This window comes from Xanthomonas sp. NCPPB 901 (assembly GCF_056725085.1).
On record NZ_CM161511.1, the window covers coordinates 4679810 to 4695763 of the forward strand.

A 15954-nucleotide genomic window follows, 5' to 3' on the forward strand; every position below is an offset into this window, starting at 1 on the left:
TTGCCTTTACCAATCCCCATTCCCGATTCCCCAATCCCGGCTCTTCAGAGATCGTCGAAGCCGTTGTCCGAGTTGGTCTTCTTGTAGCTGGCGTTGCGCATCTCGAAGAAGTCGGTCTTGGTCTCGGTGAAGTTGTCGGCGTAAGCCTTGATCCACGGCATCACGTTGTCGCTGGCGCCGCTGTACAGCTTCTCGATGCCGAGCATGCCGGACATCTTGTTGGCGCGGTACTTCACGTACTGGATCATCTCGTCCACGTCGATGCCCTCGATGCCGTCGAGCACTTCCGAGGACCACTCGGTCTCCAGGCGGATCGCATGCTCGAAGGCCTGGTGCACGTAGTCGGTCAGCTCGTTGGTCTGCAGCTCGGCGTTCTCGCCGATGATGGCGCGGATCAGTTCGCTGATGAACTTGGTATGGGCCAGCTCGTCGCGGTTGATGAAGCTGATGATCTTGCCGGTGCCGGTCATGCGGTTCTGCCGCACCAGGTTGTAGAAGTAGGCGAAGCCGGAATAGAAGTTGATGCCTTCCAGGATCGAGGACTGGATCAGCGAGCGCAGCAGGGTCTCGGCGGTCTTCTCGCGCATGAAGTCGTCGTAGGCCTGCATGATCGGCTGGTTGCGCGCGATGATGGTCGGGTGCGTACGGGCGATCTCGAACACGCGGTTCTGGTCGGCCAAGCCGGCGATCGAGGCCAGCACGTACGAGTAGCTCTCGTTGTGGATCACTTCCTGCTGGCCGATGATCGCGGCGTTGGCGTGCGCGGCCGGGTCGGTGATGTATTCGGCGACGTTGTAGATGAAGCGCGTCTGCGGCGAATCCAGCGTGGCCAGCAGGCCGATGATCGAGTCGTAGGCGTTCTTCTCGCGCGCCGACAGCTCCCCGTACTGCTTGGCATCGCCCTTCATGTCCACTTCGTCGGGGATCCAGAAGTTGGTCGACAGCTCCTTGTACGCCCGGTAGAAGGACGGGTACGGGATGTCGTTCCAGTTGAGGATGCCGCTGGTGGTGCCGTTGATGATGCCGGTGGACCGGTTGGGGTGCAGCGGTTCGAGGATCTTGATGCGGTCGAGCGCGATGGCCATGGAAGTTGCTTCGTGAAGTCGGGTGAACGGCGCCGGCGGTCGGCGCGGGAATGCGGAACGCGCGCGGCAGGACCGGCCTGCCGCGCGACGCTGGACTCAGGCGCCAGCGATCAGCTCGAGCACCACTCGCACTCGCTGATGTCGATGTCGTTGGAACGCACGTAGTAGGTGGTCTTCAGGCCTTCCTTCCACGCGGTCATGTGCAGGTCCAGCAGGGTGCTGGCGCGGATGCCGCTGGGCACGTAGAAGTTGAAGCTGATCGACTGGTCGACGTGGCGCTGGCGGCGCGCGTTCTGGCGCACGCTGGCGAACTGGTCGACCCGGTAGGCGCCCTTCTCGTAGTACGGGTAGGTGTCCACGGTCAGCCCCGGCGCCACCACCGGGCGACGGAAGTCCTTCTTCTCTTCGTAGTAGAACGCGCTGTAGATCGGGTCGATCGAGGCGGTGGAACCGGCGATCTGCGCGGTGCTCATGTTCGGCGCCACCGCCACCATCCAGGCGTTGCGCACGCCGTGCACGCCGACCTGCGCGGCCAGCTCCTGCCACTCCGCGCTGGTATAGCCGCGCTTGCTGAAGTACTCGCCGTTCTGCCAGTCGCTGCCCTTGAACACCTTGTAGGCGCCCTTCTCCTTGGCCAGCGCCAGGCTCGCCTGGATGGTCAGGTAGTTGATGCGCTCGTACAGCGTGTCGCTGTACTCCTCGGCCGCCGGCGAGTTCCAGTCGATGCCCTTCTGCGCCAGCAGGTGGTGCCAGCCGAAGGTACCCAGGCCGATCGCGCGGTACTTCTGGTTGGTGATGGTGGCCTGCGGCACCGGCAGCTCGTTGAGGTCGATGACGTTGTCGAGCATGCGCACCTGGATGCGGATCAGCCGCTCCAGGATGTCCGGCGACAGCAGGTCCGGCTGCGCGGTGACCGCGCGGCCCAGGTTCACCGAGGACAGGTTGCACACGACGAAGTCGCCGGCCTGCTTGGTGGTGACGATCTGGTCGCCGCTGATCATCTCCTGGATGACCCGCGTCGGGCTCATGTTCTGCAGGATCTCGGTGCACAGGTTGCTGGAATAGACCATGCCCTGGTGCTTGTTCGGGTTCATGCGATTGACTTCGTCGCGATAGAACATGAACGGGTTGCCGGTCTCCAGCTGGCTGACCATGATCCGCTTGAACATGTCGATGGCCTTGACCACCTTGCGGCCGATGCGCTCGTCGGCCACCACTTCCTCGTAGCGGGCGCGGAAGCTGCCTTCGCCGCGCTTCTCGTCGAAGAAGTCCTGCAGGTACCAGCCCTTGACCTCCTTCACTTCGTGCGGGTCGAACAGGTACCACTCGCCGCGGCGCTCCACCGCTTCCATGAAGATGTCCGGCACGCACACCGCGGTGAACACGTCGTGCGCGCGCAGGCGCTGGTCGCCGTTGTTCAGGCGCAGGTCCAGGAACGCCTCGATGTCGCGGTGCCAGATGTCCAGGTACACGGCGATGGCGCCCTTGCGCTGGCCGAGCTGGTCCACCGACACGGCGGTATTGTTGAGCTGCTTGATCCACGGCACCACGCCGCCGCTGGAGTTCTTGACCCCGCGGATCGCCGAGCCGGAGGAGCGCACGTAGCCCAGGTAGGCGCCGACGCCGCCGCCGTGCTTGGACACGCGCGCCACGTCGGTGTTGGAGTCGTAGATGCCTTGCAGGCTGTCGTCGACGGTGTCGATGAAGCAGCTCGACAGCTGCCCGCCGATCTTGCCGGCGTTGGCCAGGGTCGGAGTGGCCACGGTCATGTACAGGTTGGACAGCGCCCAGTAGGCCTCGCCGACCAGCTGCATGCGCCGCTCGCGCGGCTTCTCGTCCTGCATCAGGTACAGGGCGATGGTCAGCCAGCGCTCCTGCGGCAGTTCGTAGACCTTGCGCGAGTTGTCGGTGGCCAGGTAGCGGGTGGCCAGCAGGTACAGGCCGTTGTAGGCGAACAGCTTGTCGCGCTCCGGGTCGATCATGCGGCCGGCTTCGGCCAGTTCGTCCTTGGAGTAGTTCTTGAGGATGTCGATCGAGTACACGCCGCGGTCGGCCAGGCTTTCCTGCAGGCCGACATAGGAGCCGTACTTCTCGCCGGCATCGTAGAAGCGGTTCTTGCTGGCGCGCTTGTACAGGCGGTCCAGGTACAGGCGCGCGGCGAAGTACTCCCACTCCGGCGTGGCGATGTCCACGCGCGACTCGGCCTCGCGGATCAGGTAGTCGACCATGTCGTCGGCCGACAGGCTTTCCTTCTTCTCGATGAAGGCGAAGGCCTTGCGCTCGTAGTCGCTCACGTCCAGCTGCGGGAACTCGGCGTGGATCCGGTCCAGGGTGCGCTGCAGGCGCGAGCGGTCGAAGGCCATGCGGCGGTTGCCGCCGTCCTTGACGATCCAGGTCACGGCGCGCTGGTCGTTGCTCGGCTCGCTGCTGGCCGGCTCCGGCTGGGCGGTGGCGGCAGCGGTCGTGGGGTCGACGACGGCGTCCACGGACGCGGTGGCCGGCAGGCTGTGGGTCTGGCTCATGAAGGTCTCCAAGCGTGGTGCACGCGGCCGCCCGACCCTCGCAGGCAGCGGTCCGACCGGATCGGCGGGTGGCGGCGGTGTCGCGAAGACTGCAAACGGCGCAGGCGGCGGGCCTGCGGGCGGTCGTCGCTGCACCGACCCTCTCCCCCCGGAGATCACACGGTCGGCGCCGCGCGGTGTGCTTCGCGCGGCTGTCGGCAGGTCTTCGGGCTGATGGGCGGCGGCCGCGTGGCCGGTTCCTAGCCCGTCGCTTCCCAAGGCGGGCGCCTCAGTGCGGATGACGGGTTCGTTCCCAATTACCGCTGCGGGGCAGCGCCGGAATTGGCGTTGCCACGCCGCACCGGCTTCCCTTTTGATCCCGCGGCTTGGGGCCGCCGGAACCGACCACCCCAAGATAGTGTGGTCGCTCGACGACGTCAACGCTAAATATGGGTGGAATTACGAAAACCTAAGCCTGGCAACGGTTTGCCGATGGCGGCGGGTTCCGGCCCGCCGCGGAGGGCCCGTTCGCGGCCGTGACGGGCCCGTGAAGCCGGCGGCGGACGCGGGCGTATGTCCTGGAACCGCCCCGCCGCCGCGCCCTCGCCTACGGCCGGCACGGCACCACGGTGCCGCTCGCGTCGGTGCAGGTGCCGGTGTGGACGATGCTGCCGTCCTGCACGCTGGTGCTGCCCTGGTAGCTGCCCTGCGCGCCGTCGACGCTGCTCTGGCGGCTGCCGCTGCGCGTGCCGTCGGCGGCCCGGGTCAGGCTGCCGCTGCTGCTGGCGCTGGCGCCGTCGGCGCGCTGGACGCTGGCACTGCCCTGGCGGCTGATGCTGCCATCGGCATCGCGGTCCGTACTGCCCTGGCGCGTGGCGCTGCCGCCGGCGGCCGTGGTGCGGGTGGCGGCGCTGCCCGCGCTGGCGTTGCCCTGGCCGTCGGCCTGCCACTGCCGGGCGCGCTGCGTGCTGCCGTGGGCGCCGCTGGCGCTGGCCTGCACGGCGGCGTGGCGGGCGCCATCGGCGTCGCCGGCGGTGCGCGTGCGGGTGTGCTCACGCGCCTGGGCGACAGGGACGGCCAGGACGCCGGCGGCCAGCGCCAGCAGCAACGGGGGGATGCGACGGGACAGCGACATGGCGTTCTCCGGTGGCGGCAGCGGCGTGCTGCCGGATGCCACCGTAGCCACGACGCGGGCGCCGCGGGCGCCGCATCGGCCAGCGGATGTTGCCGCAGGCCGCGGCGGAAACATCCGCTTACAGATGCGCCGCGGCCGCCGTTGCCGCAAGGTGGCGGCGCAGCCGATAGTGACGGCCATGCACGATGCCGCGCCCGCTCCCCGCCTGCTGCTGGTCGACGACGACGACCGCCTGCGCGCCCTGCTGTGCCGCTACCTGGAGAGCCAGGGCTTCGCGGTCAAGGCGGCGGCCGACGGCGTGCAACTGCAGCAGGCACTGGCGCGCGGCCACTACGACCTGGTGGTGCTGGACCTGATGCTGCCCGGCGAGACCGGCCTGGAGATCTGCCGGCGCCTGCGCGGCCAGGGCGACACCACCCCGATCGTGATGCTGACCGCCAAGGGCGACGAGATCGACCGCATCGTCGGCCTGGAGATCGGCGCCGACGATTACCTGCCCAAGCCGGTCAACCCGCGCGAGCTGCTGGCGCGGATCCGCGCGGTGCTGCGCCGCACCCGCCCGGGCGGCGCCGGCGCGCCGCAGCCGGAGGGTGGCGAGATCGGCTTCGGCCGCTTCCGCCTGCACTTGGGACGGCGCGAACTGCGCCGCGACGGCGAACCGCTGAAGCTGACCACCGCCGAGTTCGCGGTGCTGTCGGTGCTGCTGCGGCATCCGCAGCAGCCGCTCAGCCGCGACCGCCTGTCCAGCCTGGCCCACGGCCGCGAACACGAGCCGCTGGGCCGCAGCATCGACGTGGTCGTCGCGCGGCTACGCAAGCTGCTGGAGGACGACGTGCGCCTGCCGCGGCTGATCCAGACCGTGTGGGGCGTGGGCTACGTGTACGTGCCGCCGGAGCCGCAGGCATGAGCGGCGCCGCCGCCGGCGCCTGCGGCTGGCCGCGCAGCCTGTTCGGGCAGCTGGCGCTGGTGATCGCGCTGGTGCTGGCCGGCGCCGGCCTGCTGGCGCTGCTGCTCGGCCGCGAACTGGCGCTGCGACCGGCGGCGCAGCAGCAACTGCGCGTGCTGCACGGCTTGGCCAATGTCGCCGAGGCGCTGCAGCGCTCGCCGGACGCCGCGGCGCTGGCGCCGGCGTTGCGCGAGGCCGGGCTGCAGTTGCGCACCGCGCCGCCCACGGCCAATGCCGCCGGCCCGCTGGCCGACGCCGTGCAGCGCCGCGCGGCCGACCAGCTCGGCCCCGGACGCGCGTTGCGGCGCGACGCCGACGGCACCCTGTGGCTGCAGTTGGCCACGCCCACGCCGCTGTGGATCGCATTCTCCAGCCAGCCGCGCGGACACGGCCTGCGCCGATTCTCGGTGGCGCTGCTGGCCGGCTGCACGCTGCTGGTCTGGCTGGCCGCCGCCGTGGTCGCGCGGCGGCTGGTGCGACCGCTGCGGCAACTGGCGCAAGCCGCGCCGCACCTGGTGCGCGGTGAGCAGGCCGCGCCGATCGCCACCGGCGGCCCGCGCGAAGTCGCGGCGCTGGCGCAGGCGCTGACCGAGGCCAGCGCCGACGTGCGCCATGCCGCGGCCGAGCGTGCGCTGCTGCTGGCCGGCATCTCCCACGACCTGCGCACCCCGCTGACCCGGCTGCAATACGCGCTGGCGCTGCTGCCGCAGGTGGAGCCGGACCTGCGCGAAGGCATGGAACGCGACATCGGCGAGATCGACGCGATCCTGGCGCAGTTCATCGCCTACGCCCGCGACGGCCGCGACGAACCGGCCGTGGCGCTGGACCTGGCCGACCTCTGCCGGCAGGCGCTGGGCGCGGCGCAGCCCGGCTGGGAGCAGGTGCTGCCTGCGCAGGCGCCGCTGTACGGGCGGCCGCTGGCGCTGCAGCGCGCGCTCGGCAACCTCATCGGCAATGCCGAACGGCACGGCGCCGCGCCGTTCCAGTTGCGCCTGCACGGCGACGGCGGCGATGGCTGGCGCATCGAGGTGCGCGACCACGGCCCCGGCCTGGACCCGGCGCTGGCCGCGCGCGCGCCGCAGCCGTTCGTGCACGGCGGCCACGGCGGCAGCGGACTGGGCCTGGCGATCGTCGAGCGGGTCGCGCGCCAGCATCGCGGCCAGTTGCTGCTGCAGCCCATCGTTCCGCACGGCCTGTGCGCCAGCCTGCACCTGCGCCCGGCATGACCCCGGCGCGTGCCGGCGCCCGCACGGGCCGGCCGCGCCACGACCGCCTTCGTCGTCCTTCATGGAGTGATCCGCCCATGCGCCTGTCGCGTCCCTCGCCCGCCCGTTGCCTGCTCGCCCTGGCGCTGCTGCTGCCGGGGTTATCCGCCGCCCCCGGCCACGCCCAGGACGGGCGCCTGCGCGCAAGCCTGCTGCAGCGCCTGGCCCAGCGCGAAGGCGCCGACACCGCGCGCGCACCGTTGCCCGCCGGCGCGCAGGTGCTGTGCGACGTCGCCTACGGCCAGGATCCGGCGCAGCGCATGGACGTGTACCTACCGGCCGGCGCGCGCCAGGCCCCGCTGATCGTGATGGTGCACGGCGGCGGCTGGGCCGACGGCGACAAGGACAACCCCGGCGTGGCCGCCAACAAGGTCGCGCACTGGCTGCCGCAGGGCCATGCGCTGGTGTCGGTGAACTACCGCCTGCTGCCGCAGGCCACGCCGCTGCAGCAGGCGCAGGACGTGGCGCGCGCGGTCGCGCGGATCCAGCAGCTGGCGCCGCAGTGGGGCGCCGACCCGGCGCGGCTGGTGTTGATGGGCCACTCGGCCGGCGCGCACCTGGTGTCCCTGCTGGACCTGTCGCCGGACCTGTTGGCGCAGGCCGGGGCGCATCGGCCGCTGGGCACGGTGGCGCTGGACAGCGCGGCGATGGACGTGGAGCAGGTGATGCAGGGCCGGCACCTGCCGTTGTACGACCGCGCCTTCGGCAGCGCACGCAGCGACTGGATCGCCGCCTCGCCGTACCACGTCATGGGCACCAGCGCGCCGCCGCTGCTGGCGGTGTGCTCCAGCCGCCGCGCCGATGCCTGCGCGCAGGCGCGCCGCCTGGTCGCCAAGGCCAACGCACGCGGCATCCGCGTCGAAGTGCTGCCGCAGGATGCCAGCCACGCCGAACTCAACCGCGAGCTGGGCCTGCCCTCGGCCTACACCGCGGCGGTGGACGCGTTCCTGCGCACGCTGCGCTGAGCGCCGTGCGCAGCTTCCGCGGCCGGCAACGCGCTCAGGCCACCAGGCACTGCTGCAGCAGCAACGGCAGCGCCACCGCCGCGCTGTCGCGCCAGTGCAGGTCGGCGCGCGCCGACAGCGCACTGGGTTCGGGATTGATCTCGACCACGCAGGCGCCGCGCTCCTTGGCCTGCAGCGGCAGGCCGGCCGCCGGATGGACCAGGCCGGAACTGCCGATCACAAGCACCAGGTCGGCGTTGTCGGCCGCGGTCTGCGCGCGCGCCCACTCCGCCGCCGGCAACGCCTCGCCGAACCACACCACGCCCGGGCGCACCGTGCCGCCGCAGGCCGCGCACACCGGCGGTGCCAGGCGCTGGCTCGGCGTGTGCACGTCCACCGGCGGCAGCAGCCCGCGCCAGGGCTGGCCGCAGTCGCTGCAACGCAGCGCCGACAGGCGGCCGTGCACGTGCGCGGCGACCTCGCTGCCGGCGCGCTGGTGCAGGTCGTCCACGTTCTGGGTCACCAGCGTGGTGTGGCGGACCTCGGCCAGGCGCGCCAGCGCGAGGTGTCCAGCATGCGGCTGCGCCAGCGCCACGATCGCCATGCGCCAGCGGTACCAGCCCCAGACCAGGGCCGGATCGGCGCGCCAGGCGTCCTCGGTGGCCAGTTGCTCGGGATCGAAGCGCGACCACAGGCTGTCGTCCTGCCCGCGGAAGGTCGGCACCCCGCTCTCGGCGGACATGCCGGCGCCGGTCAGCACCAGCACACGGCGCGCGCCCTGGAGAAAGGCGGCAACGGTCTCGGCGTTGTAGGCGGAACTGAGCATGGCGCGCTCGATTTGATGAAGCGCACACTATTGCATTGACGCAAGGCGTCCTCAATGTGCGCGGCAACACACGGGGCCTGCAACGCGAACGGGCGGCCAGTGGCCGCCCGTCGCTTACCGCCAGGGACCGACGCACGCGCCGGCCCGGACATCCCGCTGGCTCAGTCGAGCACGACCAGCTTGACGTCGATGTTGCCGCGGGTGGCGTTGGAGTACGGGCACACCTGGTGCGCCTTCTCCACCAGCGATTCCAGCGTCGCACGCTCCAGGCCCGGCACGGCGATGCGCAGTTCCACGGCGATGCCGAAGCCGCCCGGGATCTGGCCGATGCCGACATGGCCTTCGATGCTCGGCTCGGCCGGCAGCTTGACCTTCTCCTGCCCGGCGACGAACTTCAGCGCGCCGATGAAGCAAGCCGAGTAGCCGGCCGCGAACAGCTGCTCCGGGTTGGTGCCGTCGCCGCCGGCGCCGCCCAGCTCGCGCGGGGTCGACAGCTTGACGTCCAGCGCCTTGTCCGGGGTGGCGGCGCGGCCGTCGCGGCCCCCGGTGGCAGTGGCAACGGCGGTGTAGACGATGGTGGTCGGTGAAGCCATGGTGGTTCTCCTTACAGGGCGGCGCCGCGGCGCCAGGGGTAGAGGGGATTGCGGGATCGGAGGGTGGGAATCGCTCAGGCCGCGGCCAGCAACTTGCCGCGGACCTCTTCCAGGTCGTGCTTGAGCCGGGTCAGTTGCTGCAGATCGCAGGTGACCGCGCACAGCACGCCTTCCGGCACCGCCTGCGCGCGCGCGCGCAGGGCCTGGCCATCGGCGGTCAGCGCGATCAGCACGCGGCGCTCGTCCTCGGCGGCGCGGCTGCGGGTCAGCAGGCCGGCCGCCTCCAGGCGCTTGAGCAACGGAGTCAGCGTGGCCGAATCCAGGAACAGGCGCTCGCCGATGTCCGAGACGCTGCGCTGGTCCTGCTCCCACAGCACCAGCATCACCAGGTACTGCGGATAGGTCAGGCCGAGGTCGCGCAGCAGCGCGCGGTAGAGCTTGTGCATCGCCAGGTTGGCCGAATACAGCGCGAAGCACAGCTGGGTGTCCAGCTTGAGCAGGGCGGTGGCGTCGGGGGGAGAGGTGCGGTCCATGGGCGCCACATTACATAGCGTGCTATTTAATAGCAAGCGATATTTATGCCTGCGCTAACTCCCGGCTGAAGCAGGCGCCGCGTCCTGCCACCCGCCGCCACCGGCGCAGGACTACGCTGCCGCGCATCCCCGAGGAGCTTCCGCATGCGCGCATCGTTCCTGCTGCTGGCCGCGCTCGGCGCCGCGCCGTCCGCCGCGCTGCCGAAGGCCGCGCCCAACACCCTGCCCCACGGCCCGGTGCTGGTCGGTGCCGGCGCCGACGCACTGGCCCGCGAAACCCGCCGCCAGTGCCCCGGCGTGCCGACCGAGCGCTTGACCCCGGCCGACCTGCTCGATGCCGAAGAGCGCTTTCGCGACGGCTTGGCCGCGGCGCAGCGCCAGGCCATGGACCGGCAGTTGCCGCAGGACGGCGCGTCCGGCCCGGCCCGCTGCGCGCGCAGCGAAGGCGGCGCCAGTTGCCCGGCCGCCGCCTATCTGGAGGAAATCGCAGGCGCGGGCCTGATGCCGCGCTTCGTCGCCGGGCTGTGCCGGCCCGGCGCGGTGCGCTGAGCGCGCGTGGCCGCTGCCGCGCTCAGACCCGGTGCGCGGCCGCCAGGTACTCGGCGCTCTGCATCTCGATCAGCCGCGAGGCGGTGCGCTCGAAGGCCCCGGCCAAGCGCTCGCCGGTGTACAGCAACGGCGGCGGATCCTGCGCGGTGCAGACCAGGTTGACGTGGCGGTCGTACAGCTCGTCGATCAGGTTGACGAAGCGCCGCGCCGCATCCTCGTTCATGCGATCGAAGTGCGGGATGCCGCCGAGCAGCACGGTGGTGAACTCGTGCGCGATCTCGATGTAGTCGCTGGGACCGCGCGGGCCTTCGCACAGGGCGGCGAAATCGAACCAGACGATGCTCTTGCCGCGCGCGCGCACCGGGATCTTGCGCCCTTCCAGTTCGATGTTGCCGCGGCGCGCCTCGGCATTGCCGGTCAACGCGCTCCAGCGCTCGCCCAGCCAGGCGTCGCTGTCCTCGGCCAGCGGCGCGCGGTACACCGGCGAGCGGGTCAGCGCGCGCATGCGGTAGTCCTCGGTGCCCTCGGCGTACAGCTCCACGCAATAGGTCTGCAGCAAACCGATCGCCGGCAGGAAGCTCTCGCGCTGCAGGCCGTTGAGGTACAGGTTCTGCGGCGCGGTGTTGGAGGTGGTGACCAGGGTCACGCCCTCGGCGAACAAGCGCTCGAGCAGGCGCGACAGCAGCATCGCATCGCCGATGTCGGTGACGAAGAACTCGTCCAGCACCAGCACGCGCAGCCGGCTGCGCCACTCCTGCGCGATCTTCGCCAGCGGATCGCTCTGCCCGGCGTGCTCGCGCAGGCGCTCGTGCACGCCGCGCATGAAGCGGTGGAAATGGGTGCGGTACTTCCGCGTGATCGGCAGGCCGTCGTAGAACAGATCGACCAGGAAGGTCTTGCCGCGGCCGACCCCGCCCCAGAAATACAGGCCGCGCACCGGCTCGGGCTTCTTCCAGAACGCCGACAGGCGGTCCAGCCAGCCCTCCTGGTCGCCGTCCACGATCGCGGTGTGGATGCGGTCCAGTTCGGCCAGCGCCGCGTGCTGGGCCGGATCGTCGCGCCAGTCGCCACGCGCCACGCCTTCGGCGTAGCGCTGCGACGGCAATGCCGCCGCGCTCACGCCTGTGCCGCCGGCAGCCAGGCCTTGACCGCGTGCTGCAGGGCGCCGCGCAGGTCGATCAGCTTGCGATGGAAGAAATGGCTGGTGTCGGGCATGCGCACCAGTTGCGGTTGCGTCTCCAGGGTCTCCAGCCAGTCGTACACGGCCTGCGGATCGACGATCTCGTCGGCCTCGCCCTGGATCACCAGCCACTGCGGCGGCGGCGCCATCTCGGAAAAATCCCAGCGCCCGGCCGGCGGCGCGATCGAGATCAGCACCTGCGGCTGCAGCGCGGCGCTGGCGCGCAGCGAGACGTAGGCGCCGAAGCTGAAACCGGCCAGCCACAGCGCGTCGTGCGGACGCTGCGCGCGCACCCAGGCGGCCACCGCGGCCAGGTCCTGCTGCTCGCCGTCGCCGTGGTCGAAGCTGCCGGCGGAGGCGCCGACGCTGCGGAAGTTGAAGCGCACCACGCGCACGCCCAGTTCGCGCAGCGCGCGCGCGACCATCGTCACCACCTTGTTGTGCATGCTGCCGCCTTCGGTGGACAGCGGATGGCAGACGATGGCGTTGACCGGCAGCGCGGCGACGTCGGCATCGGGCAGATCGACCGCGGCCTCGAGCGGGCCGGCGGGGCCTTGCAGCGTCAGCGCGCCGGAAGCGGTGGGGAAAGCGGGAGAGGTCATGCGGTCATAATACCGGGGCTGGGTCGCGGCCACATGCCGATGCGGTGCACGCAGCGTTCTTTTTCTCCCGATCCGGATCCTGCGTGTGGTCTTCGTCCTGCTGAGTGTGGTGTGCAGCGTGCTGGTCTCGGCGCTGCTGAAGCTGGCGCCGCAACGGCGCATCGACCTGGCCCAGGCGGTGACCTGGAACTACCCGGCGGCGCTGCTGCTGTGCGCCGCCCTGCTGCACCCGCCGCTGGCCGCGCTGAAGGACGCGCATACGCCGTGGGCGGCGCTGCTGGCCCTGGGCGTGCTGCTGCCGAGCATCTTCCTGGTGCTGGGCCGCGCGGTCGCCAGCGCCGGCATCGTGCGCACCGACGCGGCGCAGCGGCTGTCGCTGCTGCTGTCGCTGGCGGCGGCCTTCCTCTGGTTCGGCGAACGCGCCAACGGCGTCAAGCTGGCCGGCCTGGCGCTGGGCCTGCTGGCGATCGCCGGCATCGTGCAGCGGCCGGACGCGACGCCGCGCAGCGCCGCCCGCACCGCGCCATGGCTGTTGCTGGTGTGGGTCGGCTTCGCCGCGATCGACGTGCTGCTCAAGCGCATCGCCCAGGCCGGCACCCCGTTCGCCGCCTCGCTGCTGGTGGCCTTCGCCCTGGCCTTCGTGCTGCTGCTGGGCGTGCAACTGTGGCGACACCTGCGCGGCAGCGCCGCGCTGGCCTGGCGCAACCTCGGCGCCGGCCTGCTGCTGGGCGCGCTCAACTTCGGCAACATCCTGTTCTACGTGCGCGCGCACCAGGCGCTGCCGGACAGCCCGGCCAGCGTGTTCGCGGCAATGAACCTGGGCGTGATCGGCCTGGGCACCGTGCTCGGCATCGCCGTATTCGGCGAGCAGACCAACCGCTGGAACCGCCTGGGCCTGCTGCTGGCGGTGCCGGCGATCGTCCTGATCGCGCTGGGCGCGCGCGGTTAACCTGCAGCGCGCGCCTGCGCGTCCCAGGTCCGACTCCCGAATTCCAGGCCGCTCAACGCCTATCCGCTCTGGACACTGCTCACCGCGAATCGTCGGCCCTGGCGCTGGCAACCAACCCTCAGCGCCCGCAGCCCGCTCCTACGATTCCCCACTCCCGATTCCCGATTCCCGGCCTCTCAACGCCTCCACACCGGAAACGGATCCTCCAACCCCTGCCACGCCACCGGCCCCTGCCGCAGCTCGGCATCGTCGAGCAGGCAGGCATCGAGTTCGGCGCGCACCCGCGCCGCATCCAGGCCGACGCCGATCACCGCCAGTTCCTGGCGGCGGTCGCCCCACAGCGGATGCCACATCGCGCGCAGCGCCGCGTACTCGCGCGCGTCGCCGACCTCCTCGGCCTGCGGCGGCGGCGCGTTCCAGCATGCGGTCTGCTGCCGCTGCCAGCCCAGCTCGGTGTACGGCAGCGGCGATGGCGGCAGCACCAGCGGCGTGTCCAGCAGGCCGCGGTCCACGCGCTCGCGTGCCGCGTACCAGAACCCGGCCGCCTGGGTCTGGGTGGCGGCGCCGACGATGGACAGTTCGCCGACCCAGTCCATGCGGCTGGCCAGCCAGAAGAAGCCCTTGCTGCGGATCACGTCGCGCAGGCCGCGCTGCGCCAGCCGCGCGAAGCGCAGCGGATGGAACGGACGGCGCGCGCGATAGACGAAGCTTTCGATGCCGAACTGCTCGGTCTCCGGCGCGTGCTCGCCGCGCAACGCCTGCATCCAGCCCGTCGCCAGCTGCGCGCGCACGAAGTCGAAGCGGCCGGTGTCCAGCACCAGGTCCAGCGGCACGTCGCCGCGGCTGGCCTCGACGATGCGCGCGTCACGGTTGAGCGCGCGCAGCACTGCGCGGGTGCGGTCGAGGGTGGCCGCATCGGCCAGGTCGGCCTTGCTGACGACGATCACGTCGGCGAACTCGATCTGTTCCACCAGCAGGTTGACCAGCCCACGGTCGTCGTCGTCCCCGGCCTGCAGGCCGCGGTCGGCCAGGCGCTCGGCCGAGCCGAAGTCGCGCAGGAAGCTGACGCCGTCGACCACGGTGAGCATGGTGTCCAGGCGCGCGACGTCGGCCAGGCCGCGGCCGTCGGCATCGCGCACGGCGAAGGTCGCCGCCACCGGCATCGGCTCGGAGATGCCGGTGGACTCGATCAGCAGGTAGTCGTAGCGCCCGCTCTCGGCCAGGCGCTGCACCTCCTGGCGCAGGTCGTCGCGCAGGGTGCAGCAGATGCAGCCGTTGCTGAACTCCACCAGGGTCTCTTCGGTGCGGCTGAGCGCGGCGCCGCCGTCGCGGATCAGCGCCGCGTCGATGTTGACCTCGCTCATGTCGTTGACGATCACCGCCACCCGGCGGCCGTCGCGGTTGTGCAGCACGCGGTTGAGCAGGGTGGTCTTGCCGGCGCCAAGGAAGCCGGACAGCACGGTGACGGGGAGACGGCGATCGGAAACGGCGGACGTGGACATGGCGGGCATCGGCGCGGAGGCGTGGCGGGCAAGAAGTGTTACTATATAACACTTGGTGCTTTGGAGTGGACGTCCATGAAATCCCTGCCGCAATCCTTCTTCGATGCTTCGGCGATGGTGTTGTCCGGGCTGTGCCTGCTGCACTGCCTGGCGTTGCCGTTGCTGGCGGCGGCGCTGCCGCTGTTCGGCGTCTGGGCCGAGGCCGAATGGGTGCACGTGCTGTTCGTGGCGATCGCCGCGCCGTTGGCGGGGCTGGCGTTGTGGCGCGGGCACCAGCGCGACGCGCTGCCCTGGCCGCTGTGGACGCTGGCGGCGCTGGGCCTGCTCGGTCTGCTGGCCGGCGCCTTCGGCATTCCCGACGAGGCCAGCGAAACCGCGATGACGGTGAGCGGCAGCCTGGCCCTGGCCAGTGCGCACCTGTGGAACTGGCGCCGGCACCGGCAGCGTTGCCGGCACTGACAGGCAGGCGAGCGGCAGGGGCATAGCGCACGGTTGCCGGAGGCGGCAATCGGGTCGAGGCGCAGTGTTGTTGTTGCGGCTTTGGCTTTGGCTGTTGCCGGTGTTTTTGCTCTTGTTTTGCTTTTGATTTACCGGGTTCCCTTCCGCAGCGGCGGATGGACCGGGGAAAAACCCGAAGGGCGGCGCACATGGATGTGCGCCGTTCGCGGCAGGGGCAGGATGCCCCTTCCGCGAATCCCCGGTGCATCCGCGGACCCGGAGCGCGCAGCGCGGAGGGCGCAAGGCAGGGCGCGCTTTCTTTTGGTTACCTTTTCTTTGCGCGAGCAAAGAAAAGTAACTCGCCCGTTAGGGCGAAAGCCTTTGCTGTTGCTTGAATTTTGCGTGTCAGACAAGAAGGTCTGTAGGAGCGGCTTCAGCCGCGACCAGCGTAATCGGTCATGCATATCGCGGCGTAAGCCGCTCCTACAATCCAGCGGCCGCCGCAGTAGCAGCAAATGCAAGAGCAAAAGCTTTCGCCTTGCGGCGAGTTACTTTTCTTTGCTTGTGCAAAGAAAAGTAACCAAAAGAAAGCACACCCTGCCTACGCGCCCTCCGCGCTACGCGCTCCGGGTCCGCGTCCAGCACGGGGATCCGCGGAAGGGGCATCCTGCCCCTGCCGCGGACGGCGCACATCCATGTGCGCCGCCCCTTCGGGGTTTTTCCCCGCACTGGCCGCCGCTTCGGAAGGGAACCCGGTAAGTCAAAAGCCAGAACAACGGCAACGGCAAAAACAACAACAACAGCAACTACCACAACCAAAGCAATAACAACCGCAACCGCAACCGCAACCGCAACCGCAACCGCAACAGTCGATGTTGTCGTTCTATCGGGCAAAAGCACGGCATC

General features: G+C 70.5%; 15 protein-coding genes and 1 riboswitch. Of the genes, 6 read left to right on the forward strand and 9 right to left on the reverse strand.

Going from position 1 to position 15954, the window contains the following annotated elements:
• Positions 1 to 44: 44 nt before the first annotated feature.
• From AC1PME_RS19965 to AC1PME_RS19975, 3 genes are all read right to left on the reverse strand, one after another.
• Positions 45 to 1085 carry a ribonucleotide-diphosphate reductase subunit beta gene (locus tag AC1PME_RS19965; RefSeq protein ID WP_010340146.1) on the reverse strand — a complete coding sequence of 347 codons (1041 nt, stop codon included), beginning with the start codon at positions 1083 to 1085 and terminating at the stop codon, positions 45 to 47.
• Positions 1086 to 1195: 110 nt separating this feature from the next.
• Positions 1196 to 3607, reverse strand: coding sequence for a ribonucleoside-diphosphate reductase subunit alpha (locus AC1PME_RS19970; protein WP_254459537.1), 2412 nt, complete (start codon positions 3605 to 3607; stop codon positions 1196 to 1198).
• A 179-nt stretch (positions 3608 to 3786) separates the two neighbouring features.
• Positions 3787 to 4007, reverse strand: a riboswitch (cobalamin riboswitch).
• Between the two features lie 186 nt (positions 4008 to 4193).
• Positions 4194 to 4721: a hypothetical protein gene (locus AC1PME_RS19975; RefSeq protein ID WP_481096806.1), complete on the reverse strand. Its 528-nt coding sequence runs from the start codon at positions 4719 to 4721 to the stop codon at positions 4194 to 4196.
• A 178-nt stretch (positions 4722 to 4899) separates the two neighbouring features.
• Between AC1PME_RS19975 and ompR the strand changes: the two genes are divergently transcribed.
• The 3 genes from ompR (at position 4900) to AC1PME_RS19990 (ending at position 7897) form a co-directional block, all read left to right on the forward strand.
• Positions 4900 to 5628 carry an osmolarity response regulator transcription factor OmpR gene (ompR, locus tag AC1PME_RS19980; protein ID WP_481096807.1) on the forward strand — a complete coding sequence of 243 codons (729 nt, stop codon included), beginning with the start codon at positions 4900 to 4902 and terminating at the stop codon, positions 5626 to 5628.
• A complete protein-coding gene (locus tag AC1PME_RS19985) occupies positions 5625 to 6893 on the forward strand; it encodes an ATP-binding protein (protein ID WP_481096808.1) in 1269 nt (422 codons plus the stop codon). The genes ompR and AC1PME_RS19985 overlap by 4 nt, the downstream gene beginning before the upstream one ends.
• Before the next feature lie 77 nt (positions 6894 to 6970).
• Positions 6971 to 7897 carry an alpha/beta hydrolase gene (locus AC1PME_RS19990; protein WP_481096809.1) on the forward strand — a complete coding sequence of 309 codons (927 nt, stop codon included), beginning with the start codon at positions 6971 to 6973 and terminating at the stop codon, positions 7895 to 7897.
• Between the two features lie 34 nt (positions 7898 to 7931).
• Here the strand turns inward: AC1PME_RS19990 and AC1PME_RS19995 are convergent, their stop codons facing one another.
• From AC1PME_RS19995 to AC1PME_RS20005, 3 genes are all read right to left on the reverse strand, one after another.
• Positions 7932 to 8702 carry an SIR2 family NAD-dependent protein deacylase gene (locus tag AC1PME_RS19995; RefSeq protein ID WP_481096810.1) on the reverse strand — a complete coding sequence of 257 codons (771 nt, stop codon included), beginning with the start codon at positions 8700 to 8702 and terminating at the stop codon, positions 7932 to 7934.
• Between the two features lie 161 nt (positions 8703 to 8863).
• On the reverse strand, positions 8864 to 9295 hold the full coding sequence (locus AC1PME_RS20000; protein WP_254459543.1) for an organic hydroperoxide resistance protein: 432 nt from the start codon (positions 9293 to 9295) through the stop codon (positions 8864 to 8866).
• A 74-nt stretch (positions 9296 to 9369) separates the two neighbouring features.
• Positions 9370 to 9828, reverse strand: coding sequence for a MarR family winged helix-turn-helix transcriptional regulator (locus AC1PME_RS20005; RefSeq protein WP_481096811.1), 459 nt, complete (start codon positions 9826 to 9828; stop codon positions 9370 to 9372).
• A gap of 144 nt (positions 9829 to 9972) precedes the next feature.
• On the opposite strand from AC1PME_RS20005, the gene AC1PME_RS20010 reads away from it, so the two are divergent.
• Entirely contained in the window at positions 9973 to 10377 is a 405-nt protein-coding gene (locus tag AC1PME_RS20010; RefSeq protein ID WP_481096812.1) for a hypothetical protein, read from the forward strand.
• A gap of 22 nt (positions 10378 to 10399) precedes the next feature.
• On the opposite strand, the gene zapE is transcribed toward AC1PME_RS20010, so the two are convergent.
• Both zapE and AC1PME_RS20020 read right to left on the reverse strand, forming a co-directional pair.
• Positions 10400 to 11497 (reverse strand): cell division protein ZapE, encoded by a 1098-nt coding sequence (gene zapE / locus AC1PME_RS20015; protein WP_254459546.1) that lies wholly within the window; start codon positions 11495 to 11497, stop codon positions 10400 to 10402.
• Complete coding sequence (locus AC1PME_RS20020) at positions 11494 to 12159, reverse strand: alpha/beta hydrolase (RefSeq protein WP_481096813.1); 666 nt, start codon at positions 12157 to 12159, stop codon at positions 11494 to 11496. The genes zapE and AC1PME_RS20020 overlap by 4 nt, the downstream gene beginning before the upstream one ends.
• 85 nt (positions 12160 to 12244) lie before the next feature.
• Here AC1PME_RS20020 and AC1PME_RS20025 point away from each other — a divergent pair, with 85 nt between their 5' ends.
• Positions 12245 to 13108, forward strand: coding sequence for an EamA family transporter (locus tag AC1PME_RS20025; protein WP_481096814.1), 864 nt, complete (start codon positions 12245 to 12247; stop codon positions 13106 to 13108).
• 176 nt (positions 13109 to 13284) lie between these two features.
• On the opposite strand, the gene AC1PME_RS20030 is transcribed toward AC1PME_RS20025, so the two are convergent.
• Positions 13285 to 14610 (reverse strand): GTP-binding protein, encoded by a 1326-nt coding sequence (locus tag AC1PME_RS20030; RefSeq protein ID WP_481096815.1) that lies wholly within the window; start codon positions 14608 to 14610, stop codon positions 13285 to 13287.
• A 75-nt stretch (positions 14611 to 14685) separates the two neighbouring features.
• On the opposite strand from AC1PME_RS20030, the gene AC1PME_RS20035 reads away from it, so the two are divergent.
• Positions 14686 to 15069, forward strand: coding sequence for a MerC domain-containing protein (locus AC1PME_RS20035; RefSeq protein ID WP_254459550.1), 384 nt, complete (start codon positions 14686 to 14688; stop codon positions 15067 to 15069).
• Positions 15070 to 15954: the final 885 nt, after the last annotated feature.

Coding starts and splice junctions, on each gene's coding strand:
- AC1PME_RS19975 (WP_481096806.1), bottom strand. CDS start 4,721: ATGTCGCTGTCCCGTCGCATCCCCCCGTTGCTGCTGGCGCTGGCCGCC.
- ompR (WP_481096807.1), top strand. CDS start 4,900: ATGCACGATGCCGCGCCCGCTCCCCGCCTGCTGCTGGTCGACGACGAC.
- AC1PME_RS20020 (WP_481096813.1), bottom strand. CDS start 12,159: ATGACCTCTCCCGCTTTCCCCACCGCTTCCGGCGCGCTGACGCTGCAA.
- AC1PME_RS20000 (WP_254459543.1), bottom strand. CDS start 9,295: ATGGCTTCACCGACCACCATCGTCTACACCGCCGTTGCCACTGCCACC.
- AC1PME_RS20005 (WP_481096811.1), bottom strand. CDS start 9,828: ATGGACCGCACCTCTCCCCCCGACGCCACCGCCCTGCTCAAGCTGGAC.
- AC1PME_RS19995 (WP_481096810.1), bottom strand. CDS start 8,702: ATGCTCAGTTCCGCCTACAACGCCGAGACCGTTGCCGCCTTTCTCCAG.
- AC1PME_RS20030 (WP_481096815.1), bottom strand. CDS start 14,610: ATGTCCACGTCCGCCGTTTCCGATCGCCGTCTCCCCGTCACCGTGCTG.
- AC1PME_RS19985 (WP_481096808.1), top strand. CDS start 5,625: ATGAGCGGCGCCGCCGCCGGCGCCTGCGGCTGGCCGCGCAGCCTGTTC.
- AC1PME_RS19965 (WP_010340146.1), bottom strand. CDS start 1,085: ATGGCCATCGCGCTCGACCGCATCAAGATCCTCGAACCGCTGCACCCC.
- AC1PME_RS19990 (WP_481096809.1), top strand. CDS start 6,971: ATGCGCCTGTCGCGTCCCTCGCCCGCCCGTTGCCTGCTCGCCCTGGCG.
- AC1PME_RS20035 (WP_254459550.1), top strand. CDS start 14,686: ATGAAATCCCTGCCGCAATCCTTCTTCGATGCTTCGGCGATGGTGTTG.
- AC1PME_RS19970 (WP_254459537.1), bottom strand. CDS start 3,607: ATGAGCCAGACCCACAGCCTGCCGGCCACCGCGTCCGTGGACGCCGTC.
- AC1PME_RS20010 (WP_481096812.1), top strand. CDS start 9,973: ATGCGCGCATCGTTCCTGCTGCTGGCCGCGCTCGGCGCCGCGCCGTCC.